18 protein-coding genes are annotated in these 17,768 nt (G+C 58.5%); 13 read left to right on the top strand and 5 right to left on the bottom strand.

The annotated features are described in order from the left end of the window. Positions 1–12 precede the first annotated feature (12 nt). The 9 genes from rplS (at position 13) to ung (ending at position 10,361) form a co-directional block, all read left to right on the top strand. Entirely contained in the window at positions 13–369 is a 357-nt protein-coding gene (gene rplS / locus J3362_RS17805; protein ID WP_215983577.1) for a 50S ribosomal protein L19, read from the top strand. Between the two features lie 114 nt (positions 370–483). Then, entirely contained in the window at positions 484–1,386 is a 903-nt protein-coding gene (gene xerD / locus J3362_RS17800; protein WP_349521576.1) for a site-specific tyrosine recombinase XerD, read from the top strand. A gap of 129 nt (positions 1,387–1,515) precedes the next feature. Further along, positions 1,516–2,247: a DsbC family protein gene (locus tag J3362_RS17795; RefSeq protein ID WP_349521574.1), complete on the top strand. Its 732-nt coding sequence runs from the start codon at positions 1,516–1,518 to the stop codon at positions 2,245–2,247. Between the two features lie 145 nt (positions 2,248–2,392). Beyond that, positions 2,393–3,694 carry a homoserine dehydrogenase gene (locus J3362_RS17790; RefSeq protein WP_349521572.1) on the top strand — a complete coding sequence of 434 codons (1,302 nt, stop codon included), beginning with the start codon at positions 2,393–2,395 and terminating at the stop codon, positions 3,692–3,694. A gap of 11 nt (positions 3,695–3,705) precedes the next feature. Then, entirely contained in the window at positions 3,706–5,106 is a 1,401-nt protein-coding gene (gene thrC, locus J3362_RS17785; RefSeq protein WP_349521570.1) for a threonine synthase, read from the top strand. A gap of 6 nt (positions 5,107–5,112) precedes the next feature. Further along, positions 5,113–6,846, top strand: a complete 1,734-nt coding sequence (gene recJ, locus J3362_RS17780) for a single-stranded-DNA-specific exonuclease RecJ (protein ID WP_349521568.1) — start codon at positions 5,113–5,115, stop codon at positions 6,844–6,846. Positions 6,847–6,940: 94 nt separating this feature from the next. Beyond that, a protein-coding gene (gene prfB / locus J3362_RS17775) for a peptide chain release factor 2 (RefSeq protein ID WP_148608074.1) occupies positions 6,941–8,036 on the top strand; the annotation gives its coding sequence in 2 pieces (ribosomal slippage) (positions 6,941–7,012 and positions 7,014–8,036; 1,095 coding nt in all). A 51-nt stretch (positions 8,037–8,087) separates the two neighbouring features. Beyond that, a complete protein-coding gene (lysS, locus tag J3362_RS17770) occupies positions 8,088–9,623 on the top strand; it encodes a lysine--tRNA ligase (RefSeq protein ID WP_349521566.1) in 1,536 nt (511 codons plus the stop codon). A 3-nt stretch (positions 9,624–9,626) separates the two neighbouring features. Beyond that, positions 9,627–10,361 carry a uracil-DNA glycosylase gene (ung, locus tag J3362_RS17765; RefSeq protein WP_349521564.1) on the top strand — a complete coding sequence of 245 codons (735 nt, stop codon included), beginning with the start codon at positions 9,627–9,629 and terminating at the stop codon, positions 10,359–10,361. A 168-nt stretch (positions 10,362–10,529) separates the two neighbouring features. On the opposite strand, the gene J3362_RS17760 is transcribed toward ung, so the two are convergent. The 5 genes from J3362_RS17760 to nadB form a co-directional block, all read right to left on the bottom strand. After that, complete coding sequence (locus J3362_RS17760; protein WP_349521562.1) at positions 10,530–11,363, bottom strand: HDOD domain-containing protein; 834 nt, start codon at positions 11,361–11,363, stop codon at positions 10,530–10,532. Positions 11,364–11,488: 125 nt separating this feature from the next. Further along, positions 11,489–12,484 (bottom strand): CAF17-like 4Fe-4S cluster assembly/insertion protein YgfZ, encoded by a 996-nt coding sequence (gene ygfZ, locus J3362_RS17755; RefSeq protein WP_349521560.1) that lies wholly within the window; start codon positions 12,482–12,484, stop codon positions 11,489–11,491. Positions 12,485–12,505: 21 nt separating this feature from the next. Beyond that, on the bottom strand, positions 12,506–12,970 hold the full coding sequence (locus J3362_RS17750; protein WP_349521559.1) for a hypothetical protein: 465 nt from the start codon (positions 12,968–12,970) through the stop codon (positions 12,506–12,508). Continuing rightward, positions 12,954–13,226, bottom strand: coding sequence for an FAD assembly factor SdhE (locus J3362_RS17745; RefSeq protein WP_349521557.1), 273 nt, complete (start codon positions 13,224–13,226; stop codon positions 12,954–12,956). The genes J3362_RS17750 and J3362_RS17745 overlap by 17 nt, the downstream gene beginning before the upstream one ends. Positions 13,227–13,265: 39 nt before the next feature. After that, complete coding sequence (nadB, locus tag J3362_RS17740; protein WP_349521556.1) at positions 13,266–14,870, bottom strand: L-aspartate oxidase; 1,605 nt, start codon at positions 14,868–14,870, stop codon at positions 13,266–13,268. A 203-nt stretch (positions 14,871–15,073) separates the two neighbouring features. Between nadB and rpoE the strand changes: the two genes are divergently transcribed. From rpoE to J3362_RS17720, 4 genes are all read left to right on the top strand, one after another. Beyond that, positions 15,074–15,691 carry an RNA polymerase sigma factor RpoE gene (rpoE, locus tag J3362_RS17735; protein WP_502882450.1) on the top strand — a complete coding sequence of 206 codons (618 nt, stop codon included), beginning with the start codon at positions 15,074–15,076 and terminating at the stop codon, positions 15,689–15,691. Between the two features lie 15 nt (positions 15,692–15,706). Beyond that, positions 15,707–16,267 (top strand): sigma-E factor negative regulatory protein, encoded by a 561-nt coding sequence (locus J3362_RS17730; protein ID WP_349521552.1) that lies wholly within the window; start codon positions 15,707–15,709, stop codon positions 16,265–16,267. 67 nt (positions 16,268–16,334) lie between these two features. After that, a complete protein-coding gene (locus tag J3362_RS17725) occupies positions 16,335–17,309 on the top strand; it encodes a MucB/RseB C-terminal domain-containing protein (protein WP_349521739.1) in 975 nt (324 codons plus the stop codon). Continuing rightward, positions 17,306–17,755, top strand: a complete 450-nt coding sequence (locus J3362_RS17720; protein ID WP_349521550.1) for a SoxR reducing system RseC family protein — start codon at positions 17,306–17,308, stop codon at positions 17,753–17,755. Before J3362_RS17725 ends, J3362_RS17720 begins: the two co-directional genes overlap by 4 nt. Positions 17,756–17,768: the final 13 nt, after the last annotated feature.

Below are 17,768 nucleotides of genomic sequence, written 5' to 3'. Positions count from 1 at the left end.
AGGAGCATTACGATGAGCGGCAAGAACAACATCATCAGTCAACTTGAAGCAGAACAGATGACCAAGGAAATCCCTGCGTTTGCGCCGGGCGACACCGTGGTCGTTCAGGTTCGCGTAACCGAGGGTAACCGTGAGCGTCTTCAGGCGTTCGAGGGTGTTGTCATCGGCAAGCGTAACCGTGGCATGAACTCCTCTTTCACCGTGCGTAAGATCTCTTACGGTGTTGGTGTTGAGCGTACTTTCCAGAGCTTCTCCAAGCTGATCGACAGCGTCAGCGTGAAGCGTCGTGGCGACGTTCGCCAGGCCAAGCTTTACTACCTGCGCGACCTGTCTGGCAAGGCGGCTCGTATCAAGGAAAAGCTGGGCTGATCAGCAGTGCGCTGAACAGCAGTCAGGAAAAGGCAGCCGAGGGCTGCCTTTTTTGTGTCTGAGGTTTCGGTATGCTTGGTGTGTTGTGGGACCTGTGCAGTCTGGGAACTTGCCATGAGAGCAGAAGATGAATCGGTGATCGTCAGGTTTGTTGATGCCATATGGCTGGAGGACGGACTGGGCGAAAAAACCCGGCAGGCTTACCGGAGCGATCTGTTGCGATTGTCGGAATGGCTCGAAAGTCAGCCTGGCAAGCCGGTGCTCAAGGATGTTCGCCGAACCGACTTGCTGGCGTGGATGTCCATTGGCCTCGCACAGGGCATCAAGAGCTCCACGGCGGCCAGACGGTTGTCCGGGCTCCGACGGTTTTATCGGTTTCTGCTGCGAGAAGGTCTGATAACGGAAGACCCGACCCTGCGGATTGACAGTCCCAAACTGCCTCGGCGTCTCCCCGATTCGCTGACTGAGGGCGAGGTGGATGCGCTGCTTTCTGAGCCGGACCCCCGAATTGCCATTGAGCTTAGGGACAAGGCCATGCTGGAAATACTCTACGGTTGCGGTCTGCGGGTCTCCGAGCTGACCGAGTTGCGGGTCGATCAGGTAAACCTTCGTCAGGGCGTGGTTCGGATCACCGGCAAGGGCGACAAGGAGAGGTTGGTCCCCCTGGGTGAAGAGGCTGTGGACTGGTTGCTGCAATATATGAAGGAAGGGCGGCCGGAACTCCTTAAGGGGCGATCCTGCGATGCGCTGTTCCCGGGCAATCGTGCTGCGGCGATGACTCGCCAAACCTTCTGGCATCGTATAAAACACTATGCGGTTCGAGTGGGTATTCGCAAACACCTGTCGCCTCATACACTCAGGCATGCCTTTGCCACACACCTCCTTAATCATGGTGCGGACCTGCGTGTGGTGCAGATGCTGCTGGGCCACTCTGACCTGTCGACAACCCAGATATACACCCATGTGGCTCGTCAGCGACTGCAGTCGCTGCACCAGGCTCACCATCCCAGGGGCTAGCAGTGGGGCAGTTCCGCGATTGGGGGATGAACTTTCTTTTTGAGTACTTGTCGCATTGAATTGATTCCCGGCCTGTGCCAATACTGCCCGGGTTGTTTAATTGCTTACTGGAAAAGGTTGTTTGCCAGAATGAATATGAAACATGTGGTTGTGGCGCTTGGAGTTGTCCTGGGCGCCTTTGGCGCGGCCAGCGTCAGTGCCGGTGAAGTGGAAGACCGGATTTCCGAGCGTCTGACCCAGGCCGTCCCAGGCCTAAAGGTGGTTTCGGTAAAGGAATCCGAAGCCAAGGGCCTCTATGAGGTTCAGAGCAACAACGGCGACACGATCTACGCGACCGAGGATGGCCAGTACCTGATGACGGGAGATCTTCTCAAGATTACCGATCAGGGCATTGCCAATGTCACCGAAGCCGCCCGCACGGAGGCCCGTCGCGAAATGATGGCGGACTATGGTAACAAGGGAGTTATCAGCTTCCCGGCCAAAAACGAAAAGGCCGTGGTAAACGTGTTTACTGATATCGACTGCCCTTACTGTCGGAAGCTGCATGACGAGGTACCGCAACTGAACGACTATGGCATTACCGTCAATTACTACGCGTTCCCCCGGTCCGGTCCCAATACAGCGTCTTTCAGAAAGTATGAGTCGGTCTGGTGTGCTGACGATCAGCAGGCGGCCATGGACGCAGCCAAGGCCGGCCGCACAGTGCCCGACGCAAGTTGCGAAAATCCGGTGGGCGAGCAGTATGAGCTTGGTGGCAGGGTCGGCGTGACAGGGACACCTGCCATTGTTCTGGAAGATGGCAACATGGTTCGTGGTTATGTCCCGGCGCAGCGTCTGGCCGAAGGCCTCGGGCTGCTCTGAAATCCTGGCGCACCCATCTTACGGGGTGCGTTACGCGGTATTTTCGAAGGATCCGATTCAGGGCTTATTCAGTGAGGCCTGAATCGGTATACTATGCCCGCCTAATATAATTCATCAGCACCCCTTCGGGATCAGAGGTGAGAGTTTGAAAGACGTCAGTGTCGGAATCTGCGGATTGGGAACCGTCGGCGGCGGTACCTTTAATGTCTTGACCCGCAACGCCAGGCTGATTGCCGGTCGGGCCGGATGCAATATCCGGATTACCCGGGTTGCCAGTCGCCGGGCCCGCGAGGATATGGACCTCGGCGATGTGCCTTTTAGCACCGACATTTACGACGTGGTGAACGATCCCGACGTGGATATCGTGGTCGAGCTTATCGGTGGTTATGATGCGGCCAAAGAGCTGGTGCTGGCGGCGATCCGCAACGGCAAGCACGTGGTTACAGCGAACAAGGCCCTGATTGCCGTCCACGGCAACGAAATCTTCGAGGCGGCCGAGAAGGCTGGTGTTGTGGTGGCTTACGAGGCGGGTGTGGCCGGCGGTATTCCGGTCATCAAGGCTGTTCGTGAAGGCATGGCGGCAAACCGCATTGACTGGATTGCGGGCATCATCAACGGCACCGGGAACTACATACTGACCGAAATGCGTGCCGGTCGGGAGTTTTCCGAGGTTCTCAAGGAAGCCCAGGATCTTGGGTACGCCGAAGCAGACCCGACCTTTGATGTGGAAGGCATTGATGCTGCCCACAAGCTGACCATACTGGCATCGGCCGGGTTTGGTGTGCCTCTGCAGTTCGAGAAAGGCTTCACCGAAGGCATCTCCAAGATTACGCCCTACGATATTGCCCACGCCGAATTGCTGGGCTATCGCATCAAGCACCTCGGCATCGCTCGCCGTCGGGATGATGGCATTGAACTCCGCGTTCACCCGACCCTGGTGCCCCAGAGCCACCTGATTGCGCAGGTTGATGGCGTTCTCAACGCGGTCCTGGTGGATGGAGATGCCGTTGGCCAGACCATGTATTACGGTCCCGGAGCAGGGGATGAGGCAACCGGGTCGGCTGTTATTGCCGATATCGTCGACGTGGCCCGTGTCGTGTCGACCGAAAGCAAACTGCGTGTGCCCTACCTTGGCTTCTCACCGGACGCCATGGAAGACCTGGATGTGCTGCCGATGGAGGACATCCAGTCTGCCTACTACCTCCGCATTACTGCTCTGGATCGTCCGGGTGTGCTGGCCAAGATCGCTTCCATTCTGAGTGAGCATGGCATCAATATCGAGTCGATCATGCAGAAGGAATCCGAGCTGAAGGACGGGCGTATTCCGGTGATCATCCTGACCCACACCGTTCAGGAACGCCAGATCAACCGTGCGATCGAAGAGTTGGAAGCCCTGTCCGACACCGATGGCCATGTTGTCCGCATCCGCGCTGAAAACTTCAACTGACAGGTACGAACGTGAGATACATCAGTACGCGGGGCGAAGCGCCCGCACTGGGCTTTGAGGATGTTTTGCTGACCGGTCTGGCGACAGACGGCGGCCTCTACGTCCCCGAATCCCTGCCACATTTTACTCTGGAAGAAATCCGGAGCTGGCGCGGGCTTTCCTACAGTGAGCTGGCGTTCAACGTCATGCATCCGTTTGTGGATGATGCCGTGCCCGCGGATGATTTCCGCAAGATGCTGGACGAGACCTACTCGGTTTTCTCCCACAAGGCTGTGGCCCCGTTGGTTCAGCTGGATACCAACGAATGGGTGATGGAGCTATTCCGCGGCCCGACCCTGGCGTTCAAGGACTTCGCCCTGCAGCTGTTGGGGCGCCTTCTGGACTACGTCCTGGAAAAGCGCAAGCAGCACGTGGTTATCATGGGTGCGACCTCCGGTGATACCGGCTCGGCTGCCATCGAAGGCTGCCGCCGGTGCGAGCACGTGGATATTTTCATTCTGCACCCCTACCAGAGGGTGTCAGAGGTTCAGCGCCGTCAGATGACCACAGTCCGGGGTGAGAACATCCACAACATTGCGGTGCGTGGCAACTTCGACGATTGTCAGCGAATGGTGAAGGAGAGCTTCGGCAACCAGTCGTTCCTTGGTGGCAAAACCCAGCTGGCAGCCGTCAACTCCATCAACTGGGCCCGGATAATGGCCCAGATCGTCTACTACTTCCATGCCTCCCTGGCACTGGGTGGTCCGGATCGGAGCATGGCGTTCTCCGTGCCCACCGGGAACTTCGGCGATATCTTTGCCGGCTACCTGGCCAAGAAGATGGGGCTGCCGATCTCCCAGCTGGTTATTGCTACCAACCGCAACGATATCCTGCATCGGTTCATGAGTGGCAACAAATACGAACAGCACCAGCTGGAACACACCCTGTCTCCGAGCATGGATATCATGGTTTCCAGTAATTTCGAGCGCCTGCTGTTTGATCTCCATGGCCGTGACGGACTGGCGGTGAAAACCCTGCTGGAAAATGCTGCGAAGGGGCCGGTCAGTATCGAGGATTACCGCTGGAAGCATGCCCGTAAGCTGTTTGACAGCGACGCGGTGGATGACAAGGCAACCTGCGATACCATCCGTGAGATCTACCAGCAGAACGAGTATCTGCTGGATCCTCATACCGCCATCGGGGTCCGCGCTGCCCGCAACTGTCGTCGTGACCAGGCGGTGCCGATGATCACCCTGGGGACCGCACACCCGGCGAAGTTCCCGGATGCCGTGGCCGAGTCCGGCGTGAGTGTAAAGCCGCCGCTGCCGGCCCATATGGCCGACCTGTTCGAGCGGGAAGAGCGCTACACTGTGCTGGATAACAATATCGCCGGTGTTCAGGAGTTTATTGCCAAGCACTGGAAAAACGCCTGACCGGGTATGACACCAAAAAAGATCCTGCGTCGCCCCCACCCCGAGACTTTCCCGGACTGGGGGCAAAACCTGCCTCCCTTGCTACGCCGTCTGTACGCCGCCCGTGGCGTCACCTCTGATGAGCAACTGAGCTACACCCTGAAACATCTGGCTTCACCGTTGTCGCTGCGGGGTATTGATCGGGCCGTTGAACTTCTTGCCGAGGCTATCCATCAGCAACAGCGGGTGCTTGTGCTCGGCGATTTCGACGCCGATGGTGCCACCAGTACAGCCGTTGCCATGCTTGGGCTCTCCATGCTGGGTCTGCAGAGTATCGATTTTCGCGTGCCCAGCCGGTTTGCAGATGGCTACGGTCTGACGCCGGGTATTATTGAGCGCTTGCGCGATGAAGGTGAGCTTCCCGACCTGATGGTTACCGTCGATAACGGCATATCCGCCGTTGAGGGCGTCAGGGCGGCCAAAGAGCTTGGTGTGAAGGTCGTGGTGACTGATCACCACCTGGCCGGTGAAGAGCTCCCGGATGCCGATGCCATCGTCAATCCCAATCAGCCGGACTGTCCCTTCCTGAGCAAGAATGCCGCCGGTGTTGGTGTGATGTTTTACGTCCTCACGGCGCTGCGGAAGCAGCTCCGGGAAACCAATCGCCTGCCCAATCCCGAGCCAAACCTGGGGAGCCTGCTTGACCTGGTTGCCCTGGGCACGGTGGCCGACGTTGTACCCCTGGATCATAACAACCGGATCTTCGTGGAGCAGGGCCTGCGCCGGATACGTCAGGGCGAGGCCCGGCCCGGTATTCTGGCTCTGCTGGAAGTCGCGGGCCGCGACCACACGGCCATCAGCTCAACCGATCTTGGATTTGTGGTTGGTCCTCGCCTCAATGCCGCGGGCCGGCTTGATGACATGAGTATCGGGATTGCCTGCTTACTGGCGGACAGCCCGGACGAGGCTCGCCGACTGGCCCGGGAGCTGGACACGTTCAACCGTGAACGCCGGACCATCGAAAAGGACATGAAAGCCCAGGCCCAAGATCTGCTGTCATCAATGTCGCTGGACCTGGATGGACTGCCCTGGGGTCTTGCGCTTTTCGATACCGATTGGCACCAGGGCGTTATCGGAATCCTGGCTGCCCGTATCCGTGAGCAGACCCACAGACCAACCATTGCCTTCGCGCCGGACGAAAACGGCGTAGACATCAAAGGTTCTGCTCGCTCCATTCCCGGGCTTCATATCCGGGATGTGCTTGCCGTGGTCGACTCACGCCATCCGGGGATTATGAAAAAGTTTGGCGGTCACGCCATGGCCGCGGGCATGACCCTCGCCAGGGATGATCTGGATGCCTTTTCTGAGGCCTTCGATCGCGCCGTTCGAGACACGCTTTCCGCCGAAGATCTGGAAGCTGCGATCACAACCGATGGGCCGCTGGGGCCAAACGAACTGTCGCTGGACACCGCGGCGCTGCTCAAGCGGGCCGGTCCCTGGGGGCAGCACTTTCCCGAGCCATTGTTCGACGGCGAATTCCGCGTGGTCAGCCAGCGTATTGTTGGGGATAATCACCTGAAACTGGTGCTGCAACCTGTCGAAGGCGGCGGGATTGTCGATGGCATTGCCTTCAACACCGGCCCGGAAGTGCCTGACTATACCCGCACCGGAGCCAGGGTGGTTTACAAGCCGGATGCCAATACCTTCCGTGGGCGAACCAATCTGCAGCTGCTTGTGGATTACCTCGAGCCGCTTGCCTGATTCGCGGAAACCCGCAGGCTGATTTACAAACCGATTTCCGGTAGAATCCCGCCTCTGTTTTTACTCTCCATTTTCTAGAGCGAGTAAGGGTTTCATGGAAATTAATCCCATTGTGACGAAGATTAAAGAGCTTCGTGAGCGCACTGAAGCGCTCAGGGGGTATCTTTGACTACGATCAGCGTAGTGAACGACTGATCGAAGTTGAGCGCGAACTGGAGCAGCCAAGTGTCTGGGACGACCCGGAGCGGGCTCAGGCTCTGGGCAAAGAGCGCGCGGATCTTGAACTGATCGTCAAGACCATCGATAACCTCACCTCCGGCCTGGAAGACGCCGAGGGCCTGCTGGATATCGCCGCAGAGGAAGAGGATGAGGGCACGGTCGCCGAGATCGAGTCTGATCTGGAAAGTCTTGATAAAGAGCTTGAGAAGCTCGAATTCCGCCGCATGTTCTCCGGCGAAATGGACGCCAACAACGCCTACCTCGACATTCAGGCGGGCTCTGGCGGTACCGAAGCCCAGGACTGGGCGAACATGCTCCTGCGGATGTACCTTCGCTGGGCCGAGCGCCGCGGCTTCAAGGCCGAGATAGTCGAACTGATGGAGGGCGAAGTGGCGGGCATCAAGAGTGCCACCATTCACATCCAGGGCGATTATGCCTATGGCTGGCTGCGTACCGAAACCGGCGTTCACCGTCTGGTGCGCAAGTCACCGTTCGATTCCGGCAACCGTCGGCACACGTCTTTCTCTTCCGTGTTTGTGTCACCGGAAGTGGATGACAGCTTCGAAATTGAAATCAATCCAGCGGATCTTCGGGTGGATGTTTACCGTGCCTCCGGCGCTGGTGGTCAGCACGTTAACCGGACCGAGTCGGCGGTGCGTCTGACTCACAATCCCACCGGTATTGTCGTGGCCTGTCAGGCTGGTCGAAGCCAGCACCAGAACAAGGACCAGGCCATGAAACAGCTCAAGGCGAAGCTGTTTGAGCGTGAGATGCAGGAGCGCAACGCCGAGAAACAGAAAGCCGAGGACGCCAAGGCCGACATCGGTTGGGGCAGCCAGATCCGTTCCTACGTTCTGGACGACAGCCGTATCAAGGACCTGCGCACCAAGGTAGAAACCAGTAATACCCAGTCGGTGCTGGACGGTGACATTGACAAGTTCATCGAAGCCAGCCTGAAGATGGCGCTGTAACCAGCGCCTTTGCCACGCTAACCCGGACAACCCGATTCCTAGTGAGCCAAAATGACTGATCAAACTCAGAATGCCGCACCGCATGAGGACAACAAGCTGATTGCCGAGCGCCGCGCCAAACTGTCAGAAATGCGCGACCAGGGCAACGCCTTCCCGAACGACTTCCGTCGTGACGCCACCGCCGCCGAACTGCAGGCGAAATACGGTGAAAAAACCAAGGAAGAGCTGGAGTCCCTCGGTATCAAGGTGGCCATTGCCGGCCGCATGATGCTCGATCGCAAGGCATTCAAGGTGGTCCAGGACATGACTGGCCGGATCCAGATCTACGCGTCCAAGGATGTCCAGAAAGACACCAAGCACTGGGATCTGGGGGACATCGTGGGCGTGCGAGGCACCCTGTCCAAATCAGGCAAGGGCGATCTGTACGTGACCATGGACGAGTACGTGTTGCTCACCAAGTCCCTGCGCCCGTTGCCTGAAAAGCACAAGGGCCTGACCGATACGGAAGCCCGTTACCGCCACCGCTACGTCGATCTGATGGTCAACGAGGACAGCCGTCGGGTGTTCTATGCGCGCTCCAAGATCATCAGCGCCATGCGTCAGTACTTCACCGACCGGGACTTCATGGAAGTTGAAACCCCGATGTTGCAGGTGATTCCTGGCGGCGCCACGGCGCGGCCCTTCGTGACCCACCATAACGCGCTGGGTATCGACATGTACCTGCGTATTGCCCCGGAATTGTTCCTGAAGCGCCTTGTCGTTGGCGGCTTTGAGCGGGTGTTCGAGATCAACCGGAACTTCCGGAACGAGGGGCTTTCCACCCGTCATAATCCAGAGTTCACCATGGTGGAGTTCTACCAGGCATACGCTGACTACAACGACCTGATGGATCTCACCGAGGACATGCTGCGCACCATTACCCAGAAAGTCCTGGGCACGACCACCGTGGTGAACAGCCGAACCCTGGCAGATGGCAGCGAAGAGACTGTTGAGTACGATTTCGGCAAAACCTTCGAGCGCCTGACCGTGGTCGATGCCATCCTGCGCTACAACCCGGATATCAAGCCCGAGCAGCTGGCGGACGACGCCAGGGCCCGTCAAGTCGCCAAAGATCTGGGTATTCACCTCAAGGAAGGTTGGGGCCTGGGCAAGGTGCAGATCGAGATTTTCGAGGCGACCGCCGAGCATCGCCTGATGCAGCCGACGTTTATCACCGAATACCCGAAAGAAGTGTCGCCCCTGGCGCGCTGCAAAGACAGCAACCCGTTCGTCACCGAGCGCTTTGAGTTCTTCGTGGGTGGTCGCGAAATCGCCAACGGCTTCTCGGAGCTGAATGATGCCGAAGACCAGGCGGAACGCTTCCAGGCCCAGGTGGCTGAGAAAGAGGCGGGTGACGACGAGGCGATGTTCTATGACGAGGACTACGTGATGGCCCTGGAATACGGCCTGCCGCCTACAGCGGGCGAAGGTATCGGTATCGACCGCCTGGCCATGCTGCTGACCAATTCGCCGTCAATTCGCGACGTTATCCTGTTCCCGGCCATGCGCCCGGAGCACAAGGCGGAAAGCCGGAAAGACGAGGACTGATCCATGAGCCCGGTTGAGGTACTGGCCAGCCAGCTCAGGCCCGACCGGGGCTGGAAAGATCATCTCGCGGAAGAGTTCCGCCAGCCCTACATGCAGGGCCTGGCGGAATTCCTCGCCGCCGAGGAACAGGCCGGCAAAGTCCTGTTCCCTGCGAGCCAACACTGCTTCAACGCCCTGAATAGCACGCCCCTGGATAACGTAAGGGTCGTTATTCTCGGACAAGACCCGTACCACGGCCCCGGCCAGGCCCACGGCCTGTGCTTCTCCGTACGCCCGAACGTGGCAATCCCGCCGTCTCTGGTAAACATCTTCAAGGAAATCCAGGACGACCTTGGCATCGCTCCCCCCGACCACGGCTGCCTGCAGCCCTGGGCAGAGCAGGGCGTATTGCTGCTCAACAGCGTCCTCACCGTCGTTCAGGGCCAGGCCGGCGCCCACCAGGGTAAAGGCTGGGAAACCTTCACCGACAAAGTCATCGAAACCATCAACCGTGAACGGGAAGGCGTGGTATTCCTGCTCTGGGGCAGCTACGCCAAAAAGAAAGGCCAGCACATCGACCGCAACAAACATCTGGTCCTCGACGGCCCCCATCCCTCGCCACTGAGCGCTTACCGGGGCTTCTTCGGTTGCAAGCACTTCTCAAAGGCCAACGACTGGTTGCAACAGCAGGGAAAGCCCACGGTTAACTGGGCGCTGCCAAGCAAAGCTGAGCTGATCGAGAGATACAAGAAGAGTTGAAAGGGTAGGTAAGAAGTGCCCTTCCAATGCTCGATCGGTGTGGGGGCGGTGAGTCTTTCCCGACAGGAAAAGGTGTCTGAGCGCAGCGAGTTCTTTTCCCGAGGGAAAGGCTCACCACCCCCGCGCCAGCCCCCTCAGTCGAAGGGGCTAGGGACGCCGAGGCAGGCGTTACTGAAGCAGCGCCATAGCCGCTTCCATCTGAGCGTTCAGATCCTCTTCCTCGCTCATGTCGATATTCGGATCCAACCCAAGACGATCGAACGCCGAAATCTTCGTCCAGTCCATTTCATTCCACGGATGCTCTGACCCCGCAACCAGCTGCAGATTGGCAACCATCACCAGGTCTGCATAGTCGGCCGATGGCACTTCACGGTTGAAGTTGGCGTATTCCAGGGGAACGTTCTGAAGCTCTTTCGGGAAATCCCACTTCTTGAGGATGGTCGCCCCGATCTTTGGATGCAGCTCATCAACCACGTTGTCCAGCATGATGCTGCTGATCTGGATATCCTGGTCCTCCACATAGCGCAGGATTGGGAGCACACCAATCAGATGAACCAGACCTGCGAGAGTAGCCTGGTCGGGCTTGAGTTTCGTGTAGTGTTGCGCCAGCACATGGCATACACCGGCCACCTCAGTACTGGTCTGCCAGGTGGCGCGCATGCGCTTGTCGATCATGTCGGACGTGGCCTGGAACATCTGCTCCATGGCCAGGCCCATGGCCAGGTTGCTGGTGTAGGCCATGCCCAGGCGGCTGACCGCCATGTTCAGGTTCTCGATGGCGCGACTGCCGCGAAACAGCGGGCTGTTGGTCACCCGGATGATGCGTGCGGAAAGCGCCGTGTCATTGCTAATGACTTTGACCAGATCGCCGATTGAAGAATCCTCGGATTGCGCAATATCTCTGACCTGAAGGGCCACCTCGGGAAGAGTGGGCAGCACCAGCTTGTCATTTTCAATGGCAGCGTTGAGATCAGCTTTAATGGTTTCGACAATATTCGACATGGTCAGTAAAGGTCCGCGTGTAGGTTCCGGCTCATGGTCCTCGTTTGCGGGGCGCTGCCGGAACAATCAAATATGTGAGCTACTGCATAGCAAAATAGCAAATTCTGGCGCGTTTGCCTGTCAACTTATGTATCTGATTGTGCGCTTTTTTCCCTTTCGGGCACCGGGTAGGGCAGCGGCATTGGTTCCAGTTTCGCCTGTGGCAGGCCTTCCGGATGCAACGTATTTTCCGCGGCATCGTGGCGAACCACCGCAAGTAATTCAACGCTGCCGCCGCGGTAATTGACCGCGTTTACTACTTCCCCGATTGACCGCTCTCCGGAAATCAATGCGGTTCCGGGGGTTGGCAGGTCCTCTGGGTGTTCAATACGGAAACGGAAAAGACTCTTTTTCAATTGCCCGAGGAAGTGCATGCGGGCAATCACTTCCTGACCCGTGTAGCAGCCTTTCTTGAAATGCACGCCGCCCACATGCTGCCAGTTCAACATCTGTGGCACGAAGGACTCCTGTGTGGCGGTAGTGAGAGAGGCGACGCCCGCCGCGATTTCGGAGGCTTGCCAGTCGGCCAACGACATACGGGCATTGGCGGGAAGTGCTGCTTCGCCCTCCTCAGTGTGCCAGAGCTCGAAGCGGGACGTGCCCTCGGCTGTCGATTGCGTCTTTACGAGTATGCCATCAGGTAGTGTGCAGGCGTTCCCGGGCTCTTTCAGAGAATCCAGTGGCTTTCCGGCGAGTGTTTCTGCCAGCCCGTTGCCCAGAATCCCGATAATCTTCGTTTCCTGAACCACCTCCATGGTGGTTCCACGAAACAGCATCAGATATTTGCGCAAGTGGCTGATGATGTCGTCAGCGAGTTCGGCAGGAAAGTCCATCAGAATGTCGTCGCCTGACCGGACCATGCGAGTGAGGCAGTAGGCACGACCCTTGGGCGTTGCTGCGGCCGCTCGCGGAGCGTGCTCCGGGGTTACCTCATCGAGGTTCTGGCTGAACTGGCCCTGGAGAAACTTGTCGGTGCCCGGGCCGCTGACGCGCACAACCACTCGGTCGTCGAGGGCCGCCCAGCCGTCGCTCGGCAGGGGATACTCTGCAACGGCAGATACAGAAGCGTCTGTGTCGGTCATGGCGTGCTCCAGGTCATTGAATCAGTGAGATGATCGCCGGGGACGGCCCAGTCTAAGCCATACCCTGAGGCGACGGAAATCCTCCGCCGGAACATTGCCCGGCCTTCCGGCCAGTGGTGCCAGCAGGATTGAAGTGTATGAGCGGAATCTGGTGCCGGTAGGCCGAAGTTTCAAGAGTGCCAGCCCGGACCAGATCCGGCTGGAGGCGACCGGAATAACCTCGACCTGCCGGTTGTCTCCGATTCGGGCATACATTTTACCGTGTTCGATCAGAAGGCCATTCACGGAACCGATGCCCAGAAGTGACCCGTTTGACCGATACTGCAGGGCGGCTCCCCAAAGTGCAATCGGGATTGCAACGAGAAGCCAGAACTTGCCTGCCAGCACCGCCACCACCAGGAAAGCCAGCAGCAACAGCCATGGCAGCACCGCAAGCAGGCCAACCCGTATGGAGGGCGTGAGCGTTAGCTCAATCCGGCTGGACACGTTTGAGAATGATGTCGACCATGCGTTGAAGATCGGGATCTGCCGGGCGGCTGCGTTGCATGAACCACTCAAACATGTCGTTGTCTTCGCAGGTGAGCAGTTTTTTGTAGCGGGCCTGGTCTTCAGCGTCCAGATCGCGGAAGGCCTCTTCCATGAAGGGAATCAGAAGGTTGTCCAGCTCCAGCATGCCTCTACGGCTATGCCACCAGAGGCGGTTGAATTCTGCTTTTTCAAACGATGCAGGTGTCTCTGACATAGTGTTTACCATTGAATCCTGTGTAAAAACGGTGTTCGTTCAGGGCGCGAGTGTACGGTAGGTGGTGGGAACCAGCAGGGTATCACGCACCTCATTCATCAGTCCGGGATAATCGAGAGTGTAGTGCAGTCCTCGGCTTTCCCTGCGCTGCAGTGCCGAACATATTATGAGATCAGACACGGTGACCAGGTTCCGAAGTTCCAACAGGTCGTTGGTGACACGGTAGTTGCTGTAGAACTCACCGATTTCTGCAGATAAGAGGTCCACTCGGTGCTTGGCCCGCTGCAGCCGCTTGGTGGTCCGCACAATGCCGACGTAGTCCCACATGAAATGGCGGAGCTCGTCCCAGTTGTGGGAGATCACCACGTCTTCGTCGGAGTCCCGGACCTGGCTTTCATCCCAGTCTGGTGCCTCTGGCGGTGGCGGAATGTCGGCTTCCCGTCGTGCGATATCCGCCGCAGCTGCACGGCCATAAACCAGACATTCCAGCAGGGAGTTGCTGGCCATTCGGTTGGCCCCATGGAGCCCGGTGAAGGCAGCCTCGCCGACCACGTAGAGCTGGTTGACATCGGTTCGGGCACGTTCATCGCTCATGATCCCGCCACAGGTGTAGTGAGCGGCCGGAACCACGGGAATGGGCTCGCGGGTAATATCGATACCGAAGCCCAGGCACTTCTCGTAGATGGTGGGGAAGTGGTGCTTTATAAAGTCGGCGGGTTTGTGGCTGATGTCCAGGTACAGATGATCAGCGCCCAGTCGTTTCATTTCGTGGTCAATGGCCCGGGCAACGATATCGCGGGGCGCCAGCTCGCCACGCTCGTCAAAGCGATCCATGAACCGGGAACCATCCGGCAGTTTCAGCAGGCCACCCTCGCCCCTCACGGCTTCCGTGATCAGGAAGGATTTGGCGTGGGGGTGATAAAGGCATGTGGGGTGAAACTGGTTGAACTCCATGTTTGCCACCCGGCAACCGGCCCGCCAGGCCATCGCAATCCCGTCTCCGGAAGCGCCGTCCGGATTGGTTGTATAGCGGTAGGCCTTGGAGGCGCCACCGGTGGCAATCACTGTGAATCGTGCCCGGAACAGCTCCACATGGTTGTCTTCAAGGTTCAGTATGTAGGCACCGACGCATCGGTTTCCCGGCAGGGACAGTTTGCGGTTGGTGATCAGATCCACCGCCACCCGACCAGACATGAGTTCTATGTTTGATCGTGCCTCCGCCTGGGAGGTGAGGGTGGTTGAAACCGCATGGCCGGTGGCATCGGCTGCGTGAATGATACGCCGGTGACTGTGGCCGCCTTCACGCGTCAAGTGGTAATGGGCGTCCTGATCCCGGGTAAAATCCACACCGGAATCAATCAGCCAGTTGATGCTTTCCTTGCCATGTTCGACGGTGAAGCGCACGGCGTCCTCATGGCAAAGGCCGGCGCCGGCGTTCAGGGTGTCAGTAATGTGGTTTTCGGTGGAATCCTGATCATCCAGAACTGCGGCGATACCGCCTTGCGCCCAGAGAGTGGCGCCGCTGCTGATCTGCGCCTTGCTCACCACGCAGACCTTCAGATGCTCCGGAAGATTGAGCGCGACAGTGAGGCCGGCAGCACCACTGCCGACAATGAGAACATCGTATTCGAAGGACTGTGGCATCGGATCGTTATCGCAGGCCATAATGTGGACGTGTATTGAACTAAACTTTACGCTTGCTGTCTATTTGGCCTGACAGGGTGAGCCGCCTGACCGGTGGTCTAGCCCGTTTCATCAACGGACGCCGGATAGCATCAATGACGCAGCGAAACTTGGTACAGGCCGGACAGCTGGCCATCAAATCAGGGAACCCCGGCAACCAGTCCATGACTCCTGATACAGAGAAACAACAGGGCGATCACTCTGACAGCCAGACGGATCTGCAGCTGGTACGCAAGGTCCGTAATGGTGATCGCGCCGCCTTCGATCTTCTGGTGGTCAAGTACCAATCCAGAGTCGCATCCATAATCAGCCGGTACGTCTACGACAGTCAGGAAGTCATGGATCTGACCCAGGAGACCTTCGTAAAGGCGTTCAGGGCGATCGAGCGCTTCCGCGGGGACAGCGCCTTCTATACATGGCTGTACCGGATTGCTGTCAATACCGCGAAGAACTACCTGGAATCCCGTGGCCGGCGTCCACAGGGCAGTGCCGACTCAGCGGAAGCGGAGAACTTCGATGACGGTTCACGGCTGCGTGACACCGCATCGCCTGAACGACTCCTGCAGCGGGAACAGCTCCAGAAAGAATTGAACAAGGCGATCGCCCAGCTTCCTGAGGAGCTGCGCTCTGCCTTTCTGCTCAGGGAATACGATGGACTGAGCTATGAGGATATCGCGGGTATCCTCGAGTGCCCGATCGGTACTGTCCGTTCAAGAATATTCAGAGCCCGGGATGCGGTTGATCGGCATCTTGGGCCTTTACTCAATCACTCGGTGACGTAATTGAGGTTGCATCCCATGGATGATCGTCTCAGAGAAACACTGTCCGCAATGATGGACGACGAAGCTGACGAACTTTCGGTACGTCGCCTGCTTTCACACGATCGCCAGGACGAGGTTCGGGCGCAGTGGCAGCGTTGGCAGGATGTTCGCGACCTTATGCATGACGGCCATTCCCCGGCTCACGGTATGGACGTCAGCGTTAGCGTCCGTGAATTGCTTGACGGGCGGGGTTCCACCGCGGTCAGGCCTGAAACTGCCCTACAGGCTACCGGGTCCGGCCGCTGGCATTGGCCGGCTGCCGCCATGGTTGCCATGGCGCTCCTGGTCGGGTTCGGTGCTGGTGCCGGTTGGGATTCATCCGCTACCGGGCCGGTTCAGCCCGTGACCGCAGCCACACCAGAAACGTCTGTGCAGGACCCGCCGGTCAGGGAAATTGCCTTGCAGGGTCTTGATGAGGAGCAGTGGGAGTATATGAGTCGCTACCTGCTGGAGCACGCACAGCACAACAGCGTTGGCGCCGGGCGGGGCGCCGTCGGCTATGCCCGTCTGGTCAGTGCCAATGGTGCCAGCTACTGATCCCCGGAGCGAGAGTTTAATCATGCCTCAAGTCTGCATTAATGTTTTCCCAAGCCGTGCGCTGTCCATGCTCGTGGGTGTTTTGCTCGCGCTTGCTGGATCGCTGCCGGCTGCGGCGGACGAAGACGAGGCATCCGCCTGGCTTGAAAGGCTCGGGCCGGCCCTGAACATGACGTCCTACCGCGGTGTGTTTGTTTATGCCCGGGGCGAGAGCGTGCACTCCATGCAGATTGCCCATCGTTACAATGATGGCGTTGTAGAGGAACGGCTGGTCCTGCAGGACGGCGGCAGTGGTGAAATTGTTCGCAAAGGCATGAATGTTGTCTGCGTGCTTCCCGAAACAGGCCGCGTCAAGCTTGACCAGGTGATCCCTTCAGGCCCGTTTGCCGAAGCGTTCACCAGCCAGCTGATGCCGGTCAGCCACTGGTATCGGGCGGAAATGAAAGGTGAGGACCGGGTCGCGGGATACGACGTGGTTTCAGTGGCGTTAAGCGCCAAAGATCCCTACCGCTACAGTCATCGGCTCTGGCTGGAAAAATCCACTGGTCTTTTGGTGAAGAGCCACGTTCGTAATGCCGAGGGGGAAGTGCTCGAGCAGTTTCAGTTCACCAGTCTGCACATCGGCGAAGACATTCCCGATAGCGAATTTGAGATCCGCACCCAGGGCCGGGAAATTTCCAGAACGCTGGATGAGCCTGCTGCTAAGGCATCGGTGGTCCAACGTATGGATGGGTGGCAGCTTGGGTGGCGACCGGAAGGGTTTGTGCCCGCTGCGGCGCCTCGCTCCGGCAAGGGTCAGGCGGTTGCCTTCTCCGATGGCCTCGCCGCTTTCTCGGTCTTCGTTGAGCCGGCTGGCCCGGTTACCATGCCGACGGGTGCTTCCCTGATTGGCGCCACCACCGTTTATATGCACCAGATGACGGAAGGGGATAGCGCTTTTCTGATTACCGTTGTGGGTGAGCTGCCCCCGCAGACTGCGCGACAGGTTGCCGAATCGGTGCGTATTGAAGACTCAGTGGCTTTGGGTGCGGGTGAACCGTGATTACTGAAACTGGAAAAGTGGTCGCGCTCAAGGGCGATAAGGTCTGGGTCCAGACGATTCGAACCAGCGCCTGCCAGAGTTGCGCTGCCCGCAATGGTTGTGGCCAGAAAGTCCTGGCGGCTGCCTCCGGCGGGCGCGCCAACCAGATTCTGGTGACCAACTCGGTCAATGCCAGGGTGGGAGATGAAGTAACCATCGGGATCGATGAGCAGGCGTTGCTGGGTGCTTCCATTCTGGTCTACGCGGTCCCACTGATCCTGATGGTCGTCGCAAGTATCCTCGGGCACCAGCTGTCCGGTGGTAGCGATGGCGCTGCGATGCTGGCCGCTGTCGCTGGCCTGGCTCTGGGTTTTTTCGCAGGACGCAAACTGCAAGACGCGGGCGGCAAGGAGTATGAGCCCCGCCTGGTCCGGGTAAGCCGGATAGCCTCTGAAAACTGTCTGTAAACCCTACGGTTTT

Origin of the sequence: Marinobacter sp. NFXS11 (assembly GCF_040148675.1) — a bacterium.
GTDB lineage: Bacteria > Pseudomonadota > Gammaproteobacteria > Pseudomonadales > Oleiphilaceae > Marinobacter.
The sequence above is the reverse complement of the archived record's forward strand: the minus strand, read 5'-3'. Positions and strand labels throughout refer to the sequence as shown.